At 38.3% G+C, this 22,037-nt stretch carries 21 protein-coding genes and 2 pseudogenes; 9 read left to right on the top strand and 14 right to left on the bottom strand.

Annotated elements, in window-relative coordinates; all coding sequences use genetic code 11:
- Positions 1-109: 109 nt before the first annotated feature.
- Complete coding sequence (locus QM843_RS07560; protein ID WP_414304661.1) at positions 110-1,780, bottom strand: formate--tetrahydrofolate ligase; 1,671 nt, start codon at positions 1,778-1,780, stop codon at positions 110-112.
- A gap of 225 nt (positions 1,781-2,005) precedes the next feature.
- Here QM843_RS07560 and coaB point away from each other — a divergent pair, with 225 nt between their 5' ends.
- The 5 genes from coaB (at position 2,006) to QM843_RS07535 (ending at position 5,037) form a co-directional block, all read left to right on the top strand.
- A complete protein-coding gene (gene coaB / locus QM843_RS07555) occupies positions 2,006-2,695 on the top strand; it encodes a phosphopantothenate--cysteine ligase (protein ID WP_414304662.1) in 690 nt (229 codons plus the stop codon).
- An 11-nt stretch (positions 2,696-2,706) separates the two neighbouring features.
- Entirely contained in the window at positions 2,707-3,258 is a 552-nt protein-coding gene (coaC, locus tag QM843_RS07550; protein WP_414304663.1) for a phosphopantothenoylcysteine decarboxylase, read from the top strand.
- Positions 3,242-3,805 (top strand): ECF transporter S component, encoded by a 564-nt coding sequence (locus QM843_RS07545; RefSeq protein WP_269798628.1) that lies wholly within the window; start codon positions 3,242-3,244, stop codon positions 3,803-3,805. Before coaC ends, QM843_RS07545 begins: the two co-directional genes overlap by 17 nt.
- Before the next feature lie 176 nt (positions 3,806-3,981).
- Positions 3,982-4,509 carry an ECF transporter S component gene (locus tag QM843_RS07540; RefSeq protein WP_001097393.1) on the top strand — a complete coding sequence of 176 codons (528 nt, stop codon included), beginning with the start codon at positions 3,982-3,984 and terminating at the stop codon, positions 4,507-4,509.
- A 12-nt stretch (positions 4,510-4,521) separates the two neighbouring features.
- On the top strand, positions 4,522-5,037 hold the full coding sequence (locus QM843_RS07535) for a transcription repressor NadR (protein WP_125454474.1): 516 nt from the start codon (positions 4,522-4,524) through the stop codon (positions 5,035-5,037).
- Here QM843_RS07535 and QM843_RS07530 read toward each other — a convergent pair.
- The 7 genes and pseudogenes from QM843_RS07530 to QM843_RS07500 all read right to left on the bottom strand — a co-directional run.
- Positions 5,034-5,174 (bottom strand): annotated as a pseudogene (locus QM843_RS07530) (DNA mismatch repair protein MutT); the annotation flags it as partial. The gene QM843_RS07535 and the pseudogene QM843_RS07530 sit on opposite strands and share 4 nt — an antisense overlap.
- Before the next feature lie 77 nt (positions 5,175-5,251).
- Complete coding sequence (locus QM843_RS07525; RefSeq protein ID WP_000691495.1) at positions 5,252-6,217, bottom strand: substrate-binding domain-containing protein; 966 nt, start codon at positions 6,215-6,217, stop codon at positions 5,252-5,254.
- A gap of 193 nt (positions 6,218-6,410) precedes the next feature.
- Positions 6,411-7,355: an ABC transporter permease subunit gene (locus QM843_RS07520; protein ID WP_261079133.1), complete on the bottom strand. Its 945-nt coding sequence runs from the start codon at positions 7,353-7,355 to the stop codon at positions 6,411-6,413.
- 1 nt (position 7,356) lies between these two features.
- Positions 7,357-8,835: a sugar ABC transporter ATP-binding protein gene (locus tag QM843_RS07515; protein WP_000687781.1), complete on the bottom strand. Its 1,479-nt coding sequence runs from the start codon at positions 8,833-8,835 to the stop codon at positions 7,357-7,359.
- A gap of 13 nt (positions 8,836-8,848) precedes the next feature.
- Positions 8,849-9,247, bottom strand: coding sequence for a D-ribose pyranase (gene rbsD / locus QM843_RS07510; RefSeq protein ID WP_000759835.1), 399 nt, complete (start codon positions 9,245-9,247; stop codon positions 8,849-8,851).
- Complete coding sequence (gene rbsK / locus QM843_RS07505) at positions 9,222-10,133, bottom strand: ribokinase (protein WP_414304664.1); 912 nt, start codon at positions 10,131-10,133, stop codon at positions 9,222-9,224. Before rbsK ends, rbsD begins: the two co-directional genes overlap by 26 nt.
- Positions 10,133-11,107, bottom strand: coding sequence for a LacI family DNA-binding transcriptional regulator (locus QM843_RS07500; RefSeq protein ID WP_261079130.1), 975 nt, complete (start codon positions 11,105-11,107; stop codon positions 10,133-10,135). The genes rbsK and QM843_RS07500 overlap by 1 nt, the downstream gene beginning before the upstream one ends.
- A gap of 135 nt (positions 11,108-11,242) precedes the next feature.
- Between QM843_RS07500 and QM843_RS07495 the strand changes: the two are divergent.
- Positions 11,243-11,320, top strand: a pseudogene (locus QM843_RS07495) (DNA-binding transcriptional regulator); the annotation flags it as partial.
- On the opposite strand, the gene QM843_RS07490 reads toward QM843_RS07495, so the two are convergent.
- The 5 genes from QM843_RS07490 to QM843_RS07470 all read right to left on the bottom strand — a co-directional run bounded on the left by QM843_RS07490 (position 11,317) and on the right by QM843_RS07470 (position 16,012).
- Positions 11,317-11,784 (bottom strand): 8-oxo-dGTP diphosphatase, encoded by a 468-nt coding sequence (locus QM843_RS07490; protein WP_033685160.1) that lies wholly within the window; start codon positions 11,782-11,784, stop codon positions 11,317-11,319. The pseudogene QM843_RS07495 and the gene QM843_RS07490 overlap by 4 nt on opposite strands.
- A gap of 70 nt (positions 11,785-11,854) precedes the next feature.
- A complete protein-coding gene (locus QM843_RS07485; protein WP_203180407.1) occupies positions 11,855-12,343 on the bottom strand; it encodes a GNAT family N-acetyltransferase in 489 nt (162 codons plus the stop codon).
- 14 nt (positions 12,344-12,357) lie between these two features.
- Positions 12,358-12,984, bottom strand: coding sequence for an NAD(P)H-dependent oxidoreductase (locus QM843_RS07480; RefSeq protein WP_024057962.1), 627 nt, complete (start codon positions 12,982-12,984; stop codon positions 12,358-12,360).
- Positions 12,985-12,993: 9 nt separating this feature from the next.
- The gene (gene uvrB / locus QM843_RS07475; protein WP_414304665.1) at positions 12,994-14,982 is read right to left on the bottom strand and encodes an excinuclease ABC subunit UvrB; all 1,989 of its coding nucleotides are present in this window, start codon (positions 14,980-14,982) and stop codon (positions 12,994-12,996) included.
- Positions 14,983-15,058: 76 nt separating this feature from the next.
- The gene (locus QM843_RS07470; protein ID WP_414304666.1) at positions 15,059-16,012 is read right to left on the bottom strand and encodes a CPBP family intramembrane glutamic endopeptidase; all 954 of its coding nucleotides are present in this window, start codon (positions 16,010-16,012) and stop codon (positions 15,059-15,061) included.
- Between the two features lie 173 nt (positions 16,013-16,185).
- On the opposite strand from QM843_RS07470, the gene QM843_RS07465 reads away from it, so the two are divergent.
- From QM843_RS07465 to zwf, 3 genes are all read left to right on the top strand, one after another.
- Positions 16,186-18,351: an ABC transporter substrate-binding protein/permease gene (locus tag QM843_RS07465; protein WP_049532680.1), complete on the top strand. Its 2,166-nt coding sequence runs from the start codon at positions 16,186-16,188 to the stop codon at positions 18,349-18,351.
- Positions 18,351-19,091: an amino acid ABC transporter ATP-binding protein gene (locus QM843_RS07460; RefSeq protein WP_153210298.1), complete on the top strand. Its 741-nt coding sequence runs from the start codon at positions 18,351-18,353 to the stop codon at positions 19,089-19,091. Before QM843_RS07465 ends, QM843_RS07460 begins: the two co-directional genes overlap by 1 nt.
- Before the next feature lie 150 nt (positions 19,092-19,241).
- Positions 19,242-20,729 carry a glucose-6-phosphate dehydrogenase gene (gene zwf, locus QM843_RS07455; RefSeq protein WP_308525583.1) on the top strand — a complete coding sequence of 496 codons (1,488 nt, stop codon included), beginning with the start codon at positions 19,242-19,244 and terminating at the stop codon, positions 20,727-20,729.
- A gap of 42 nt (positions 20,730-20,771) precedes the next feature.
- Here the strand turns inward: zwf and ftsY are convergent, their stop codons facing one another.
- Positions 20,772-22,034, bottom strand: coding sequence for a signal recognition particle-docking protein FtsY (ftsY, locus tag QM843_RS07450; protein WP_414304667.1), 1,263 nt, complete (start codon positions 22,032-22,034; stop codon positions 20,772-20,774).
- Between the last annotated feature and the right edge of the window lie 3 nt (positions 22,035-22,037).

The following is a 22,037-nucleotide window of genomic DNA, read 5'->3' as shown; positions in this document are numbered from 1 at the left end:
ATCGAATTGCAAACTAGGAAGCTAGCCGCAGGCTGTACTTGAGTACGGCAAGGTGAAGCTGACGTGGTTTGAAGAGATTTTCGAAGAGTATAAAGTCAATTACAATATACTAGAACAAACCTAGGACTGTTCCATCGCTTTCAACATCCATATTAAGAGCAGCAGGTCGTTTTGGAAGTCCTGGCATGGTCATGACATCACCAGTTAAGGCAACGATAAAGCCTGCACCTAATTTTGGCACCAATTCGCGAATGGTAATTTCAAAGTTTTCAGGTGCTCCAAGGGCATTTGGATTATCTGAGAAACTGTATTGAGTTTTAGCCATACAGATTGGCAATTTGTCCCAACCGTTTTGAACAATTTGAGCGATTTGTGTTTGAGCTTTCTTCTCAAAGTTCACTTTACTACCACGGTAGATTTCAGTGACAATCTTTTCAATCTTTTCTTGGACAGAAAGGTCATTGTCATACAAACGTTTATAGTTAGCTGGGGTTTCAGCGATGGTTTTGACAACTGTTTCGGCAAGTGCTACTCCACCTTCTGCACCATCAGCCCAGACACTAGCCAATTCAACTGGTACATCGATTGACTCACAAAGTTCTTTCAAGGCTGCAATTTCAGCTTCTGTATCAGATACAAATTCGTTAATAGCTACAACTGCTGGAATACCGAACTTACGAATATTTTCAACGTGGCGTTTCAAGTTGGCAAAACCGGCACGAACAGCTTCTACGTTTTCTTCTGTCAAAGCGTCTTTAGCCACACCTCCATTCATCTTAAGGGCACGAAGGGTTGCAACAATAACTACTGCATCTGGAGATGTTGGCAAGTTTGGTGTCTTAATATCAAGGAATTTCTCGGCACCAAGGTCTGCACCAAAACCAGCTTCAGTAACTGTGTAATCAGCCAAGTGAAGGGCTGTGCTTGTCGCTAAGACAGAGTTACAGCCATGAGCGATATTGGCAAATGGACCACCGTGTACAAAGGCAGGTGTACCGTAAATTGTCTGAACTAAGTTTGGCTTAATAGCATCTTTCAAAATCAAAGCTAAGGCACCTTCAACCTGCAAATCACCTACAGAAACAGGTGTACGGTCATAGCGATAACCGATAACAATATTAGCCAAACGGCGTTTCAAGTCCTCGATATCTGTTGCCAAGCAAAGAATCGCCATGATTTCGGAAGCAACGGTAATGTCAAAGCCATCCTCACGTGGGATACCATTTAAAGGACCACCAAGTCCAACTGTCACATGACGAAGGGCGCGATCATTCAAGTCCACAACGCGTTTCCAGAGGATACGACGTTGATCAATTCTCAACTCATTTCCTTGGTGCAAGTGGTTGTCAATCAAGGCAGAAAGAGCATTGTTGGCAGTTGTGATAGCATGCATGTCTCCAGTGAAGTGGAGATTAATATCTTCCATTGGCAGAACTTGTGCATACCCACCGCCTGCAGCACCACCCTTAATCCCCATTACTGGACCAAGAGATGGTTCGCGGATAGCAATCATGGTTTTCTTACCAATCTTGTTCAAGGCATCCGCAAGACCAATGGTAATCGTCGATTTTCCTTCACCTGCAGGTGTTGGGTTGATGGCAGTAACTAGAATCAATTTCCCAACTGGATTGCTCTCAACTGCACGAATTTTATCAAAGCTGAGTTTAGCCTTGTACTTTCCATACAACTCCAAATCATCGTAAGAAATACCCAGTTTCTCTACAACATCAACGATTGGTTTCAACTCAATACTCTGTGCGATTTCAATATCTGTTTTCATTCAAAACTCCTCTAACCTCTTATATGATAACTCATTATAACACAAAACAAGATTTTTAACATCCGAAAACTCTCTAAACGTTCGTAAATATCCCTGTTTTTAGGGTTTTTATAGTCCTTTCTTAAATTTTATATGGCTTTATAGTTTGAAACTATATTCTTTCCTTTTACCAAAATTTTATCACTTTCATTTTACTTACCGTTTATTTTTGTGTACAATAGTGCTATGAAAATTTTAGTTACATCGGGTGGTACCAGTGAATCTATCGATAGCGTCCGCTCTATCACTAACCATTCTACAGGTCACTTGGGGAAAATCATCACAGAAACCTTGCTTGCTGCAGGGCATGAAGTTTGTTTGATGACGACAAAACGAGCTCTGAAGCCAGAAGCCCATCCCAACCTAAGCATTCGAGAAATTAACAATACAAACGACCTTCTTCTTGAAATGCAAGAACGTGTCAAGGACTATCAGGTCTTGATTCACTCAATGGCTGTGTCTGATTACACTCCTGTTTATATGACAGGTCTAGAGGAAGTTCAGGCTAGTTCCAATCTAGAAGAATTTTTAAGCAAGCAGAATCATCAGGCAAAGATTTCTTCGACTGATGAGATTCAGGTTTTATTCCTGAAAAAAACACCAAAAATCATCTCTCTAATCAAGGAATGGAATCCTGCTATTCATCTGATTGGTTTCAAACTGCTGGTTGATGTCTCTGAGGATTATCTCATCGAGATTGCCAGAAAAAGTCTTATCAAGAACCAAGCAGACTTAATCATTGCAAATGACCTGACTCAAATCTCAGCAAAGCAGCACAGAGCTATCTTTGTTGAAAAAGATCAGCTTCAAACAGTCCAGACTAAAGAAGAAATTGCAAAACTCCTCCTTGAAAAAATTCAAACCTATCATTCATAGAAAGGAAAGCTATGGCACATATTCTCTTGGCTGTAACGGGGTCAATCGCCTCTTACAAGTCGGCAGATTTAGTTAGTTCGCTTAAAAAACAAGGCCATCAAGTCACTGTCTTAATGACCCAGGCTGCTACAGAGTTTATCCAACCTTTGACTCTACAGGTCTTATCACAGAATCCTGTCCACCTGGATATCATGAAGGAACCCTATCCTGAACAGGTTAATCATATCGAACTTGGCAAAGAAACGGATTTATTTATCGTGTCCCCTGCAACTGCTAACACTATTGCAAAACTAGCCCACGGCTTTGCGGACAACATGGTGACCAGTACGGCGCTAGCCCTGCCAAGTCATATTCCCAAACTCATCGCACCAGCTATGAATACAAAAATGTATGACCATCCAGCAACTCAGGCTAATCTGAAAACATTAGAAAGCTACGGCTATCAGCTGATTGCTCCAAAAGAATCCCTACTAGCTTGTGGAGATCACGGACGAGGAGCTTTAGCTGACCTCACAATTATTTTAGAAAGAATAAAGGAAACTCTCGATGAAAAAACGCTCTAATATTGCACCCATTGCTATCTTTTTTGCAACCATGCTTGTGATTCATTTTCTAAGCTCACTTATCTTTAACCTTTTTCCATTTCCAATCAAACCGACCATTGTTCATATTCCTGTCATTATTGCCAGCATTATCTACGGTCCACGCGTTGGTGTTACACTTGGTTTCTTGATGGGACTACTTAGCTTGACAGTTAACACGATTACAATTCTACCAACAAGCTACCTCTTCTCACCATTCGTACCAAACGGGAACATCTACTCAGCTATGATTGCCATCGTCCCACGTATTTTGATTGGTTTAACTCCTTATCTAGTCTATAAACTGATGAAAAACAAGACTGGCCTGATTCTAGCTGGTGCCCTTGGTTCACTTACCAACACAGTCTTTGTACTTGGTGGAATTTTCTATCTTTTCGGAAATGTTTTTGATGGTAATATCCAAAAACTCCTAGCAACTGTTATCTCAACAAATTCGATTGCCGAATTAGTCATTTCCGCAGTTCTAACCCTAGCCATTGTTCCAAGACTACAAACCTTGAAGAAATAAAAATAATCTCCGCTTTCAAACTTGAAGGTGGAGATTTTGCTCTATATCGTTACTATTATTAGTGAAATCTTTACCAATATTTAATTTAAAATGGCCTATAAACTTAAGTAAATCCTTGATTTATTGTCTTGTTTATTATACTATACTAGTGTATATACAGTTGAAAGGAGATTCTTATGAACACACGGAAAAAGACACAATTTATGACAATGACTGCCCTCTTAACGGCTATTGCAATTTTGATTCCAATTGTTATGCCTTTCAAGATTGTCATTCCACCTGCTTCCTATACTTTAGGAAGCCACATCGCTATTTTTATTGCCATGTTCTTATCGCCCTTGATGGCTGTTTTTGTCATCCTAGCTTCTAGTTTCGGATTTTTGATGGCTGGCTATCCCATGGTTATCGTTTTTCGAGCTTTTTCCCATATCTTTTTTGGGACTTTGGGGGCTCTTTACCTACAAAAATTCCCCGATACCCTAGATAAACCAAAAGCTTCCTGGATTTTCAACTTTGTGTTAGCTCTTGTCCATGCCCTTGCTGAAGTATTAGCTTGTGTCGTTTTTTATGCAACTTCCGGTACCAATGTAGAAAATATGTTTTATGTTCTATTTGTACTAGTTGGATTTGGCACAATTATCCATAGTATGGTAGACTATACATTAGCACTAGCTGTCTATAAAGTGCTTCGAAAACGCCGTTAAAAAGGAAAAGCTATGACAAAAGATCGCAAACATGCACTGCTCCAACTCTTGAAAGAAGCTCCTAAAGCCCTTAATGGCCAAAGTTTGGCGGAACATTTTCATGTCACACGTCAGGTCATTGTACAGGACATTGCAATTTTAAGAGCCGATGGCGCTCCTATCCTATCCACCAATCGTGGCTACATCTATAAGCAAATTGAAACCAATCCTTATGTTCACAAACTTTTCAAAGTGAAACATGAAGTTGAAGAAATCGGTCAAGAACTCTTTGCTATCGTTGATAATGGTGGACGTGTTCAAAATACCTTGATTGACCATCCCGTCTATGGAGAAATTGAAACCTTACTTAAACTGTCTTGTCGCAGAGATGTGCAACATTTTCTAGAACAAGTCGAACATTCAGATTTTAGACCTCTGTCTGAATTGACAGATGGCATCCATTACCACCTAGTCGAAGCCGAAACACAACAAGACCTCCACTATATCGAGGAGGCCTTGGATCAGCTAGGTTATTTAGTAAAAGACTAGAAGATTTTCTTCGCCCAGCCATCTTCTGTACGGTGGTGGTAGAAAAACTCTGACTTGTCAAGAGCTTCCATCATTTCCATTAAAGGCAACATATCATAGGCCAGATCCAAGTTTGGAATCTGGTCTTTTTGAACCCAATAGCTCAAATAGTAACAATGATATTTAAAAACCACATTGAATGAAAATTAACAACTACTTGCTTACTAAAAATATATCACCAGTTATGTTGATCAACATTATCCTTAGTCACAAGATAAATTGGAGAAACTGTTTCTTTTTCCAGTTTTTTCCCTTGATAATGATCTATTGCTGATTGAATAGCAATTTCACCCATCTTAGCTGGTTGCTGAGCAATAGTGGCAGTAATATCACCTTTTGCAATAGCATCATGTGCATCTGGTTGACCATCAATACCAACAATTAATACATTGCTAAGACCAGCTGCTTTTACTGCTTGTGCAGCTCCTAACGCCATCTCATCATTCTGTGCAAAGATTGCTTGTACTTCTTTGTTTCCTTGAATCATATTTTGCGCTGTATTCAAAGCTTTTGCGCGATCAAAATTAGCGGATTGACTAGAAAGAACATCTAAATTTGTCTTTGAAATTTGTTCAAATCCTTTACCTCTATCTACAGTTGCAGAAGCGCCAGGGACTCCTGATAATTCAAAAGTTTTTGCTTTTTCTCCCAATTGCTTGGTAATAAATTCTGCAGCCATTTTACCTGCTTCTACGTTATCAGAAGCAACAGTTGTCAAGACTTCACCGCCATTACTACCGCGGTCAATTAAGATTACCGGAATGTTAGCATTATTAGCAGCTTTAATAGATGTAACAATTGCATCAGAATCAACTGGATTAATCAGTAAAGCATCTACATTTTGACTAATAAAATTTTGAATATCATCTGCTTGTCTAGCAGCATCATCTTGTGCATCTGCTATCTTCAAAGTTACTTCTTTTTCCCCTGCAGCTTTTTCAAGGCCATCTTTCATAGCCACAAAATAAGGATTGTTAGTAGTAGAAATAGAAACTCCTAATTTTAATTCTTTTGCTGACTTTTGAGTCGTAGATTTATTATCATTTGATGAATTTCCTAAACCAGTTTTTCCACAAGCTACTAAAGCAAAAATAAATGTTACAAACAAAGCAAAAATGCTAATTTTTTTAATAATTTTCATGTTATTACTCCTCGTAATATATATCTATAGGGATAATTTCCATCCCGACTATTGTTCATCATTTCTTAACTATTACTAAATTTTTCTGAACAGTATTTTTAGTAAATAGACTCCGTGTATTTCCCTTTTATTAGTTTATAAGTTCGTCATCTAATAAATTGTTACTATTTCCAAAAAAACTTGCAAAATGATTCTACTGTTTTACAACTTTAAAACGATCAATCAGAACAGCAATTAAGATTACAACTCCTTTTACTACTTGTTGCCAAAATGCTGAAACACCGATAATATTAAGTCCATTATTCAAAACCCCAATAATTAAAGCACCTATTAAGGTCCCCAGTATACGACCTTTACCTCCTGATAATGATGTTCCCCCAAGAACAACAGCTGCAATAGCATCCATTTCATAACTAGCACCTGCTGTTGGTTGAGCAGAACTTAAGCGTGATGTTATAATCAATCCAGAAATTGAAGCCATAATACCTGAAATTGAATAAATGATAATTTTCACTTTATTTAGTTTCACACCTGATATATATGCTGCTTTTTCATTCCCCCCTATAGCATACACAGATTTACCAAATGCTGTTTTATGAAGTAAAACATATAAAACAATAAATACAATAAACATAATAATTACAGGAAATGGAATTCCGACTATGTAACCTTGCCCCAAAAATTGAAATAAGAATGTATCACTTAATCCTTTTGTAATAGGATTCCCATTTGTATAAACAAGTGTTGCGCCTCTAAAAATAGTCATAGTTGCTAAAGTAACGATAAATGGAGCTAATTTCCCGTAGGAAATCAATAAACCATTCATCATCCCCAGAATGCAACCCAAAATTAAAGAGATGAGAATTGCTAATATAACAGGCATTCCAGATCCTAATAGACCAGCTGTTAACGCACTGGATAAGGCTAAAATTGATCCTACTGATAAATCGATTCCACCTGTTAGAATAACAAAAGTCATTCCAAAAGCAATCAGTGCATTTGATGTTACTTGCAATAGTAAATTTAACAGATTATTTGCTGTTAAAAAATTTGAATTAATAATGGTGATGACAGCCATTAAAATTATCAATGCTATTACTGTTGTCAATTCTGACATATACTTCATAGTATTTTTCACACTATTGTCCTCCTGTAGCTAGTTGCATAACTTTTTCTTGTGTAGCTTCTTGACGTGTTAATTCCCCACTAATTCTACCTTCATGCATGACCATAATGCGATCACTGACTCCAATCACTTCTGGTAAATCTGAAGATACCATAATAATCGGCACACCTCGTTCAGCCAATTCATTCATTAATTGGTAAATTTCACGCTTAGCCCCAACATCTACCCCACGAGTTGGCTCATCTAGAATCAGTACTTTTGGAGCAATACCTATCCATTTTGCTAAAACTACTTTCTGTTGATTACCACCAGAAAGTGTCCCAACTTCCTTATCTGGATAACCTGATTTAATTCGTAGCCTATCAATTAAACGTTGTACAAATATATCACTTGTTTTATTATCAAAAATACCATTTTTAACAAAATCTCGAGTACTAGGTAAAGTCATATTATCTTTAATAGAAAAATCTAAAATCAATCCCTCATCTTTACGATCTTCTGTTAAGAAACCAATTCCATGCTTAATTGCTTCAAAAGGATTTTTAATTATCAGTTGTTCTTCGTTTATTATAATTTGACCAGATTTTAAAGAATCAATTCCAAAAATTGCTCGCATTATTTCAGTACGACCAGCACCCATCAAACCAGAAAAACCAAGAATTTCCCCTTGACGTACATAGAAAGAAATATCCGTAAAAGCATCACCAGAAAGATTCTTAGCTTGAAAAACAATATTCCCAATCTCAGCCTTTTTTTCTGGATAGTAATCTTCTAATTCACGCCCCACCATCTTTTGAACTAATTCATCCGCATTAGTTAACTTCGTTTTCTTGGTATCAATTACAAACCCATCCCTCATAACAGTTATAAGATCTGTAATCTTAAAGATTTCTTCCATCCGATGTGAAATATACACAATACCTACACCATCAGATTTTAATCCTTCTATCACTTTAAAAAGTGTTTCAGTTTCACGATCAGTTAAAGCTGCTGTGGGTTCATCCATAATTAACAAGGAAACTTCTGATAATAAACATTTTGCTATTTCTATCATTTGTTGTTGTCCGACTGATAATTGACCAATGATTGCATCGAGAGGAATAGATATATTAAGACGTTTAAATGCTTCTTTAGCTTTCCTTTCCATACTAGCTTTATCTAGAAACCCAATCGAATTTTTAATTTCTCTTCCTAAAAAAAGATTATCAAGTACAGTCATATCTGGCCAAGTATTCATTTCCTGATGAATAAAACTCAGTCCAAACCGTTCTGCCTCTTGAGGATTAGAAAATGTTTTTTCTTTACCATCAATAAAAATAGTTCCTGAAGTAGCTGGAAAAAGTCCAGTTAAAATATTCATTAAGGTTGATTTGCCTGCACCATTCTCTCCCATTAAAGCATGAACTTCTCCTGAATTAAGAACCAAATCAATACTTTCTAAAACACGATTATTCCCAAAAGATTTTGAAATGTTCTTCATTTCAATTTTCATAGGCAACCCCCTTCTAAATAATAACTCCTGATTGCAAGATTATATTCGAATATGGTGTATCTTCCCCAGTGCGAATAACTGCCTTAACTTTAGTATTCATAGCTTTCAATTCTTCATGACTAATATATTCAATAATTATATTCGATCCTAAAAGATCTAGAACTGCTTGCCACTGTTCTTTGTTTTTTTCCTTAATTTCTTCTGCTAAGAAAATTTTTTCAATAAGTACATGATCTGAATATTCTTTTAAAACTTCTAAAAAACTTGGACTGCCTTTTCTTAATGCTAAATCAATTTTATCAACACCTTTTGGAACAGGCAATCCTAAATCTCCGATACAAACCAAATCCATATGACCTAAATCATCAGCTAGTTTTGCTATATTACTATTTAAAATCCCATATTTCTTCATATCCTGAATGCTCCTTTATTTCTTTCAAACTCGGCATGCCTCCTTGCGCTCCAAACCTTTGAACAGAAAGATGTGAAGCAATCGTTGCAAAGGACAATGCAATATTCATCTCTTTTCCTTTTGAGATAGCATAAGCAAAAGCACCATTAAACGTATCTCCTGCTCCTGTAGTATCAACTACTTCTGCTTTTATAGCAGGAATCTTCTGAACTGCTGCCCCATCATAATAAATAGAACCTTCAACTCCTAATGTCACAATCATTTTATTAGGATAAATTTTAATAATTTCTTCTAATTTCTTATCTGGAAAAAGCTCTGAACATTCATGCTCATTAGGAGTAATAAAATCACAAAAAGGAATCATCTCTATATCCGTTTCTCTAGCTGGTGCAGGATTGTAAAGCACCTTAACTTTATTTTCTTGACAAAATTTAGCTATAGATAAGTTGGCTTCATGTGGTATTTCATTTTGTAATACAACAATACTTGCATCACTAATCAATTCCCACTCATTTTTCCAATCATTTGTTTTAACTAAATTATTCGCTCCGGGATAATAAATAATCCTATTATCACCTCCATATAAAGTAATTTGTGCAACTCCTGTAGATTGTGGAACCGTTCCCACATGTTCTATAGAAATATTATTATTTTGCAGATTGCTTAGTAAATCTGCTGAAAAAATATCTTCTCCGACGTTTCCAAATATGTAAACATTATCTTCTACACTGGATAATCTACCAATAGCTACAGCTTGATTTGCACCTTTTCCACCTGGAACTATATTAAATGAATCCCCAAAAATCGTTTCACCTCCTTCTGGAATCCTTTTTGTTCTCATAACTAAGTCCATTGAAATACTTCCAACAACAACAATTTTACTCATTACTTTCTCCTTAATGTATTTCTTTCTACGTATCTAACAGGTAGTTTAATTTTAACTTCATCTATAGAGAACTTATTTGCCATATTATAGATTAGCCTTGCAGCCTGTTCTCCCATTTTATATGATGATTGGTGGATAGTTGATAAAGAAGGATAAATAAATTGACTAAGTACAATATCATCATAACCAATGATTTGAATATCATCTGGAATTTTTTTACCAATTGCTAAAATTTCATGAATATAAGCTATCGCATGAATATCAGAAGGTGCTATAATACTATCAATATTTGGATTTCTTTTTAGATTCTCTTTAGCTTCTTTTTGAATTTTTTCAAACTCAAATGTTTCACTTTCTTCAATATGAATCTCTAAAGATTTATTCCTCAAATAGTTTAAACTGGCTTCAAATCGTTCCGCAATGTTCTCAGCTTTATCATCTAAAACTTTAATAATCATAACTTGCTTAGCGCCAGCATTCCAAATTGCTTTAGCAGCCAAACGTCCACCCAACTGATTATCAGAAAAGACACCGTAACCTGTATCTTTACTAATCCGGTCAACCACAACAACAGGTAACGTCAGATTTGGAAATTCCTTTGTAAAGTCAAGTGTCGTTATAATACCAGCTGCATTTGTTTTTAACAAAAGGTTTATATATTCTTCTAACGAATCATGATCTGAAATAGTACCAACCATAATCCTATAACCTTTATCTTTCAAATATGATTCGGCTCCTCGAACCAATCTTGGGAAGAACGGATTAGAAATATCTGGCAATAAGAGTCCTACCATTCGATTTTTTTTAGTTTTTAAAGATTGTGCTAATACATTTGGTGTGTAATTTAATTTCTTGATAGCATTTTTTATCTTTTCTCTCGCATCATCTCCGACATAGCCTTTTTTCGAAATATATCTTGAAACTGTTGACTTTGATACTCCAGCTTCTTCAGCAACCTGTTTTATTGTAGTCATCACTCCTCCTTTTTATATTGTGGAACCGTTCCCTTATGTATATAGTAAGCGTTTTCTTTTGTTTTGTCAATACTTTTTTAGAAATATTTTAAATTTATTTCAGAGTACACATGTTTTTACTAATCTCCTATTACTATTAGATACGAAACACAACAAGACCTCCACTATATCGAGGAGGCCTTGGATCAGCTCGGTTATTTAGTAAAAGACTAGAAGATTTTCTTCTCCCAATCATCTTCTGTACGGCGAGGGTAGAAAAATTCAGATTTGTCCGGAGCTTCCATCATCTCCATCAAAGGTAGCATATCATAGGCCAGATCCAAGTTCGGAATCTGGTCTTTTTGCACCCAAGAAACTTTTCCCTCTTCTGAAGAGCGAAGGGTACCAGTAAACTCAGTCGCCTTGTAACAAACGACAATATAGCGCCCACCTGTATCTAGTGGCCAATTTTTAATGCCGACAAGTTGAGGATTTTGGATAGTCAATCCTGTTTCTTCGTAGATTTCACGAATGACAGACTCCGCAAAAGCCTCACCATTTTCTACATGACCTCCAGGAAAGGCATAACCTGACCAGCGATTGGTTTCAGGAGCGCGATACTGCATAACCACGCGCTGGGTTTCGAGATCTTCAATCAAACAAATATTTGTTAAAATCGTTAATTGGGAACGGGACATATTTTCTCGCTTTCTAATTTATTAAATTTTTCGACTTGGTACCAGTACCATTAGCTTCTACTTTTTAAAATTATTTAGAATAGAATACCATCCGTTTTTCCTTTATGGGCTTTCCAAGTTCAAGTAGCTTTTCTTGTCCATCAAAAGTAAAGCCCATTTTTTGATAGAAAGCAATGACTCGCTTATTATCTTTCAATACCCATAAGAAAATTTCAGAAAAATGATTAAGAGCAGTCAAAGCTGCTCTAACTAACTTTTGTGCGATACCTTTTCCATAATAGTCTTTTAAAACATATAAAGCAATAATTTCACCAGCTTGAATAGTCTCATCACGAAAGTTTCCATAACTGATAAAACCAACTACCTTCATGCCATCTATCGCAATCAATGTATTTTCTGGATACTTTTGACTAAAGAATCGACACCTTTCCAATGTCATTGTCTCCTGAAATTCTGCAGGCAAAAGGTCGTCATAAGCCTCTCTCCACGCTTTCCAGTGAACGAGAGATTTACTTTCTATCTCTTCAGGAGTTTCCATTGATTTGATAACAACCGTCATTTATTTTCTTCTCCTTAATCCAACAGTCTGACTTCCTTTGCTACTTTTTGTAGAAATTTTTCTCTTGTTGAACTTGTATTCACTTCACGTCCTAACTCTCCTAAGATTGAAACCCTCTTTGTTTTGATACCGCAATGATTCAGGACAGCATTCTTTAATACTGATATTCCATAACTGTCTGGAATATTAATCGGACCTGAAAATACTTTGTACCACCAAGTTGGTGCCATGGAGGTTGCATAAATACTAGCTGTTTTTCCTTTTAGTAACTTTTTAAACTGATTACCTCTCAAGTAGTTCAAAATAAAGCTTCCTCGATTATTTGCTGAGTATGCAATGCCTGGCGTAAAAACACGATCAATCCACCCCTTCAATAGACTAGGCATACTACTCCACCAAATTGGATAAACAAAAATGAAATGATCTGCCCACTGAATTAATTCCTGAGATCGTAGAATAAACGGATCGTCCTCCATCCTTTGTCGATAACCATAACGTAAAACAGGATCAAACTCTTCCTCATTAAGATTAATCATTTCAAGTTCATGTCTCTTTGAGTCTATATTTTCTACAATCGTTTGAAAAATTGCTTGGCAGTAACTTTCTTTATCAGGATGTCCATTAATAACTAAAATATTCATAAAATTCCCCTAATCCAACGCCTTGACTTCCAGCATCATATCCCGAATCTGGGCAGCCAGTTCAAAATCAAGCACTTCAACGGCTTCTTGCATTTGTTTCTCTAGTTTCTTGACTAGTTCTTTGCGCTCTTGTTTGTTGAGGCTATTGATGTCAACTTCCTTGTCTTCTTCCTTAGCAACTGCCTTGGTCACAGCAATCAGGTCACGGATTTCTTTCTTGATTGTCTGAGGCACAATACCATGTTCTTCATTATAGGCCATCTGGATTTTCCGACGGCGGGCAGTTTCATCGATAGCACGTTGCATAGACTGGGTCATTGTGTCCGCATACATGATGACATGACCTTCGCTGTTACGGGCAGCACGACCAATGGTCTGGATAAGACCACGTTCGTTACGAAGGAAACCTTCCTTGTCAGCATCTAGAATAGCTACGAGGCTCACTTCAGGAACGTCAATTCCTTCACGAAGGAGGTTGATTCCGACCAAGACATCAAAGACACCCAAACGCAGGTCACGGATAATCTCTGTCCGCTCTAAAGTCTTGATATCCGAGTGCATGTACTTGACCTTAATACCCATTTCTTTAAAGTAGTCGGTTAAATCCTCTGCCATTTTCTTGGTCAAGGTGGTGATAAAGGTTCGCTCGTTCTTTTCAACACGGGCATTAATTTCACCTAAGAGGTCATCAATCTGTCCCATAGTCGGACGGACTTCCACCTCTGGGTCCAAAAGCCCTGTCGGACGAATGATTTGCTCAATCACTGTCTCAGTCTGTTTATTTTCATAATCACCTGGTGTCGCTGAAACGTAAACAATCTGATGAACGTGACTCTCAAACTCCTCCCGACGGAGAGGACGATTGTCCAGAGCAGACGGCAAACGGAAACCGTAATTTACTAACATTTCCTTACGAGAGCGGTCACCATTATACATACCCTTGATCTGCCCCATGGTCATGTGGCTCTCATCAATCATAATCAAGAAATCATCTGGGAAGAAATCTAAGAGCGTATAAGGAGGCTCACCTTCGCTCCGTCCATCCATGTGGCGTGAATAGTTTTCAACCCCGTTGGTATAGCCCATCTCACGCAGCATTTCGATATCATACTCTGTCCGCTGTTTCAAACGTTGAGCTTCAAGCAATTTGCCTTCCTTTTCAAAGATAGCTAACTGCTCTTCTAATTCTGCTTGAATTTTAGCAATGGCAACTTCCATGTGGTCGTCATTGGTCACAAAGTGAGTAGCTGGGAAAATCGCTAAATGATCCACTTCTCCCAAGACCTGACCTGTCAAAGCTTCAACCTCACGAATACGGTCAATTTCATCTCCAAAGAATTCTACTCGAAAGGCATGTTCATCACGAGAGGCTGGGAAAATCTCTACCACATCCCCACGAACGCGAAATCTTCCCCGTTGGAAATCAATATCATTACGTTCAAACTGGATGTCAACTAAGTCATTCAAGAGTTTATCACGAGAAATCTCTAGACCAGGACGGAGACTAACGACACTATCAGCGTATTCCTTGGGCGAACCCAAACCATAGATACAAGAGACTGAAGCTACGACGATAACATCATTACGCTCCAGAAGGGCTGAAGTCGCTGAGTGACGAAGTTTGTCAATCTCATCATTGACAGAGCTATCCTTTTCAATATAGGTATCGCTAGAAGGGACATAGGCCTCAGGTTGGTAATAATCATAGTAAGACACAAAGTACTCAACTGCATTTTCAGGGAAAAATTCCTTAAACTCCCCATAGAGCTGTCCTGCTAGAGTTTTATTGTGGGCGATGACCAGAGTTGGTTTATTGACTTTGGAAATGACCTGACTCATGGTATAGGTCTTCCCTGTACCCGTCGCCCCCATCAGAATCTGAGCTTTTTCTCCCCCCTCGATATTATCAACCAACTGTTCGATAGCTTGGGGTTGGTCTCCTGATGGTTGATATTTTGATACTAGTTTAAATTGATAATCTGTAATGCGATTGATCATAAGAATCCTCTCTCCATGTGCTATTCCTATTTTAGCATACTTATAGCATTTTCACGAAGAAAAGGACGGACCGAAGTCACATCCTTTCATTTTCTTTCTTTAATTGATGAGCGAGATAGAAAATCAAAAGTAACAAGACTAAACTTGTCATGATAGAACCTTCAATCCCAAAAGATTCTCCTGATAGCCAACCTTGATTGCCTTGTGGTAAAAAGATCATCAATGACGTTCCTGATGGTTGACCACTAACTAAAATCCCAAAGAGATTTCCCTGAGCAAAATTCCAAGCGCCATGAATACCTGCAACACCCCAAACTGTATCAGTTTTGAGAAGGTAAAGAGCCATGGCAACTCCGAATAAAAAGAGATTTACTAGAGATAGTGGTGTTAGACCCGAATTGCCCATATGAAGCAGGGTAAAGAATAGGCTAGATATAAGAACAGCAAGTTTTAGATTGGTTCTTGAGGCCAATTGAGGAAGGAGCCAAGCACGGGCCACCACTTCTTCTGTTGTCCCCTGTAAAATCCAAAATGGGATAGTAAAGACAACAAAGGTAAGCGAATAAGGATTCAGGTGAATAGACTCAAAACGATATTGCCCTAATGCTACTAAACCTAACAAGGTCAGAAGAAAAAGTGCCAGACCTAGACCAAATCCTTTAAGGAGATTGCTGAGGAAATTCTCTCTATAAAATCCCAAGGTTCGAATAGGTCTTTTCTCAACTTTTCTAGTCCATCTGAACACAGTGTTGAGAACGAAACCAAAGGCTAGCAATTCTAAAATTAAACGAAAATCACTTGTTTTATCCATCAAGCTCTGCTGCAAAGTCTGCAAGTAGGTAGCAAAAGCTTGACCAGCCTCTCCAAAATTTCTTGCAAGTCCGATGAGAGCTAACAAACTAATACCATATAAAGTATAAGCCACAAACTCTCCTATGAAGACAAAAGCAAAGGCTAACAAGGGGCTTGTGTAAAGGTTTAACCGCATTTTGGAAGCTTGGAAGTCTTTAAATATTCTTTTGTCTTTCATGTTCCTGTCCTCTTTTCTTCTACTATATACTATTATTATAGCACTTTGTGGTAGCAGTTCAAGAAAGAAATAAAGAGCTTTTATGTTATATCTTCTAACATAAAAGTCCCTAGATTTGCATTTTTTTGTTTTTTCTGATATAATGGGAAAATATTCGGAAAAGGAGACTAAAAATGAAGAAAAAATTTCTAGCATTTTTGCTAATTTTATTCCCAATTTTCTCATTAGGTATTGCAAAAGCAGAGACGATTAAGATTGTTTCTGATACCGCCTATGCACCTTTTGAGTTTAAAGATTCAGATCAAACTTATAAAGGAATTGATGTTGATATTATCAACAAAGTGGCTGAGATTAAAGGGTGGAACATTCAGATGTCCTATCCTGGATTTGACGCAGCGGTCAATGCGGTTCAAGCTGGTCAAGCTGACGCTATCATGGCAGGGATGACAAAGACTAAAGAACGTGAAAAAGTCTTCACCATGTCTGATACTTATTATGATACAAAAGTTGTCATTGCAACTACAAAGGCACATAAGATTAGTAAATATGACCAATTAACTGGCAAAACCGTTGGTGTTAAAAACGGAACTGCTGCTCAACGTTTTCTTGAAACAATCAAAGATAAATACGGCTTTACTATTAAAACATTTGACACTAGTGATTTGATGAACAACAGCTTAAGTGCTGGTGCAATTGATGCCATGATGGATGACAAACCTGTTATCGAGTATGCCATTAACCAAGGTCAAGACCTCCATATCGAAATGGATGGGGAAGCTGTAGGGAGTTTTGCTTTCGGTGTTAAAAAAGGAAGCAAATACGAGCACCTAGTTACTGAATTTAACCAAGCCTTGGCTGAAATGAAAAAAGATGGTAGTCTTGATAAAATCATCAAGAAATGGACTGCTTCATCATCTTCAGCAGTTCCAACTACAACTACTCTAGCGGGCTTAAAAGCCATTCCTGTTAAAGCTAAATACATCATTGCCAGCGATTCTTCTTTTGCACCTTTTGTTTTCCAAAATTCAAGCAACCAATACACTGGTATTGATATGGAATTGATTAAGGCAATCGCTAAAGACCAAGGTTTTGAAATTGAAATCATCAACCCTGGTTTCGATGCCGCTATTAACGCTGTCCAAGCTGGTCAAGCAGATGGTATCATTGCTGGTATGTCTGTCACAGATGCTCGTAAGGCGACTTTTGATTTCTCAGATTCATACTACACTGCAAACACAATCCTCGGCGTCAAAGAATCAAGTACCATTGCTTCTTATGAAGATTTGAAAGGGAAGACGGTTGGTGTTAAAAACGGAACTGCTTCTCAAACCTTCCTAACAGAAAATCAAAGCAAATACGGTTATCAAATTAAAACCTTCGCTGATGGTTCATCAATGTATGATAGTTTAAACACTGGTGCCATTGATGCTGTTATGGATGATGAACCTGTTCTCAAATATTCTATCAGCCAAGGTCAAAAATTGAAAACACCAATCCCTGGAAGTCCAATCGGAGAAACAGCCTTTGCCGTTAAAAAAGGCACAAATCCAGAATTGATTGAAATGTTCAATAACGGACTTGCAAACCTTAAAGCAAACGGAGAATTCCAAAAGATTCTTGATAAATACCTAGCTAGCGAATCTTCAACTACTTCAACAAGCACTGTTGACGAAACAACTATCTGGGGCTTGCTTCAAAACAACTACAAACAACTCCTTAGCGGTCTTGGTATCACTCTTGCTCTAGCTCTTATCTCATTTGCTATTGCTATTGTTATCGGGATTATCTTCGGTATGTTTAGCGTTAGCCCATACAAATCTCTTCGTGTGATCTCTGAGATTTTCGTTGACGTTATCCGTGGTATTCCTTTGATGATTCTTGCAGCCTTCATCTTCTGGGGAATTCCAAACTTCATCGAGTCTATCACAGGCCAACAAAGTCCAATTAACGACTTCGTAGCTGGTACTATCGCCCTCTCACTCAATGCAGCGGCTTATATCGCTGAAATCGTTCGTGGTGGTATTCAGGCCGTTCCAGTTGGTCAAATGGAAGCTAGCCGAAGCTTGGGTATCTCTTATGGAAAAACCATGCGTAAGATTATCTTGCCACAAGCAACTAAATTGATGTTGCCAAACTTTGTTAACCAATTCGTTATCGCTCTTAAAGATACAACCATCGTTTCTGCTATCGGTTTGGTTGAACTCTTCCAAACTGGTAAGATTATCATTGCCCGTAACTACCAAAGTTTCAAGATGTATGCAATCCTTGCTATCTTCTATCTTGTAATTATCACACTTTTGACTAGACTAGCGAAACGCTTAGAAAAGAGGATTCGTTAATGGCAAAATTAAAAATTGATGTAAATGATTTACACAAAAGCTACGGAAAAAATGAAGTTTTAAAAGGAATTACGACTAAGTTCTATGAAGGAGATGTTGTTTGTATCATCGGTCCTTCAGGTTCTGGTAAGTCAACCTTCCTCCGTAGCCTCAACCTTCTAGAAGAAGTTACGAGCGGTCACATTACTGTGAACGGTTATGACTTAACTGAAAAAACAACTAACGTTGACCACGTCCGTGAAAATATCGGAATGGTGTTCCAACACTTCAACCTCTTCCCACACATGTCTGTATTGGACAACATTACTTTTGCTCCTATTGAACACAAACGAATGACCAAAGAAGAAGCTGAGAAATTGGGGATGGAGTTGCTTGAAAAGGTTGGACTAGCAGATAAAGCTAATGCTAACCCAGATAGCCTATCCGGTGGTCAAAAACAACGTGTGGCTATCGCTCGTGGACTAGCAATGAATCCAGACATCATGCTCTTTGATGAACCAACTTCTGCCCTTGACCCTGAAATGGTCGGAGACGTACTAAACGTTATGAAAGACTTGGCTAAACAAGGCATGACCATGATTATCGTAACCCATGAGATGGGATTTGCCCGTCAGGTTGCCAACCGCGTTATCTTTACTGCAGACGGTGAATTCCTTGAAGACGGAACACCTGATCAAATCTTTGATAACCCACAACACCCACGTCTGAAAGAGTTCTTGGACAAGGTCTTAAACGTCTAAACGCAAACTGTAAGGATTTCCTTGCAGTTTTTTTCTATCTCGTATTGGATTTTTTGATTTTTCGGAAAATTATGTTAGAATTAAATTTATGAAATGAGATTTCCTCATACCTAGCAAGACTAGGAATAAAAATAGAAATTAGGTAGCTAGATGTCATCTAAGGTTATTGTTACAATTTTCGGTGCGAGTGGAGACCTGGCTAAACGCAAGCTCTACCCTTCCCTTTTTAGACTATATAAATCCGGCAATCTTTCCGAGCACTTTGCCGTTATTGGAACTGCCCGTCGTCCTTGGAGCAAGGAATATTTTGAATCTGTTGTCGTCGAATCCATCCTTGATTTGGCAGATAGTACCGAACAGGCTCAAGAGTTCGCTAGTCACTTCTACTATCAAAGTCATGATGTCAACGATACAGAACACTACATTGCTTTGCGTCAATTGCAGGCTGAACTAAATGACAAGTACCAAGCTGAACACAACAAGCTCTTCTTCTTGTCTATGGCGCCTCAGTTCTTTGGAACCATTGCCAAACACCTCAAGTCTGAAAACATTGTGGATGGTAAAGGTTTTGAACGCTTAATCGTTGAAAAACCATTTGGTACAGATTACGCAACTGCAAGCAAGTTGAATGACGAGCTCCTAGCAACATTTGACGAAGAACAAATTTTCCGTATTGATCATTATCTTGGTAAGGAAATGATCCAAAGTATCTTTGCAGTTCGCTTTGCCAACCTGATTTTCGAAAACGTTTGGAACAAGGAATTTATCGACAATGTTCAAATTACCTTTGCGGAGCGCTTGGGTGTAGAAGAACGTGGTGGCTACTATGACCAATCAGGTGCCCTCCGTGATATGGTACAGAACCATACACTCCAACTTCTTTCTCTCCTTGCTATGGACAAGCCAGCAAGCTTCACAAAAGACGAGATTCGTGCTGAGAAGATTAAAGTCTTTAAAAACCTCTATCATCCAACTGATGAAGAGCTTAAAGAACACTTTATCCGTGGTCAATACCGCTCTGGTAAGATTGATGGCATGAAATATATCTCTTATCGTAGCGAACCAAATGTAAATCCAGAATCAACAACTGAAACTTTTGCATCTGGTGCCTTCTTTGTAGACAGCGATCGATTCCGTGGTGTTCCTTTCTTCTTCCGTACTGGTAAACGTCTAACTGAAAAAGGAACTCATGTCAACATCGTCTTTAAACAAATGGATTCTATCTTTGGTGAGCCACTTGCTCCAAACATCTTGACCATCTATATCCAACCAACAGAAGGCTTCTCTCTTAGCCTAAATGGGAAGCAAGTAGGAGAAGAATTCAACTTGGCTCCCAACTCACTTGATTACCGTACAGATGCGACCGCAACTGGTGCTTCTCCAGAACCATACGAGAAATTGATTTATGATGTCCTAAACAACAACTCAACTAACTTTAGCCACTGGGATGAAGTTGGTGCGTCATGGAAGTTGATTGACCGTATCGAAGAGCTCTGGGCTGAAAATGGTGCCCCACTTCATGATTATAAAGCTGGAAGCATGGGACCTCAAGCCAGCTTTGACTTACTTGAAAAATTCGATGCCAAATGGACTTGGCAACCAGATATCGCCTATCGTCAAGATGGTAGACTAGAATAAAAAATTTCCTGCAAGATTGTCTTGCAGGATTTTTACTTCTGATTAGATTAAGCCTTCCAAGAGACCCTTCATAAAGTTTTCTGAGTTAAACTCTCCAATATCATCGATTTTTTCACCAAATCCAATCAGTTTTACAGGAATGTTGAGTTCTTCACGGATAGCTAGAACAACACCACCTCGAGCAGTTCCATCAATCTTAGTCAAGACAATTCCAGTTAATGGCGTGATTTTTGAAAATTCTTTGGCCTGTACCAGGGCATTTTGACCTGTTGATGCATCAAGTGCTAAGAAAGTTTCATGCGGAGCTTCGGGCACAACACGTTTGATAATACGACCAATCTTTTCTAGCTCAGCCATGAGGTTGTCCTTGTTTTGCAGACGACCAGCGGTATCAATCATGAGAATATCAATACCTTCCGCTACGGCACGTTCCATGCCATCAAAGACTACACTGGCTGGGTCAGCTTTTTCAGGTCCAGTTACTACTGGAACACCCACACGACTGCCCCATTCAGCTAACTGAGCAACTGCACCTGCACGGAAGGTATCTGCTGCAACTAGCATGACCTTCTTACCAGCTTGTTTATAGCGGTGGGCTAGTTTTCCGATAGAAGTTGTTTTCCCAACGCCATTGACCCCTACAAAGAGCATGACTGTCAAGTCATCTTGGAAGTGGATACTTTCATCGTAGTTGCCATCCTTTTCATAAAGCTCAACCAATTTCTCAATGATGACACGGCGAAGGGCGTCAGGTTTCTTGGCGTTTTCGAGCTTGGCTTCGTAGCGTAGCTCCTCTGTTAAGTTAGAAGCGACTTGGACACCAACGTCACTCATGATCAGTAGTTCTTCCAGTTCCTCGAAGAATTCTTCGTCAACAGAGCGGAAATTGGCAAAGAAGGCGTTCAAGCGAGCACCGAATCCTGTACGAGTTTTCTTAAGACTACGGTCATATTTTTCCTGAACAGTTTCTTCTACCTGAGGAGTTTCTGGTTCAAGCACTTCAGAATTATTTTCTTCTACAGCTTCTTCAAGTTCAGGATTCTCTTCCTCTGGGACTCCTTCTGAGTTTGGTAATTCTTCTACTTGTTGAACTTCTACAGCTGGCTCTGAATCTATACTTTCTTCAACTGTGTCTTGGATTTTCTCTTCTTCAAGCACTGCTTCTTCAGCAATTTCTGCTTCTTCTTGAGAAACTCCCTCAGCTTCTGTATCTTCAGACAAATCAAGATTTTCCAGAGCTTCTTTTACAACTTCTTCGATTTTAGGTTCTTCTTTTTTTCCGAATAGACGGTCAAATAATCCCATATC

The sequence above is a fragment of the Streptococcus mitis genome (assembly GCF_047463435.1).
Lineage (GTDB): Bacteria > Bacillota > Bacilli > Lactobacillales > Streptococcaceae > Streptococcus > Streptococcus mitis_DS.
This window is presented reverse-complemented; position numbering and strand designations above follow the sequence as displayed.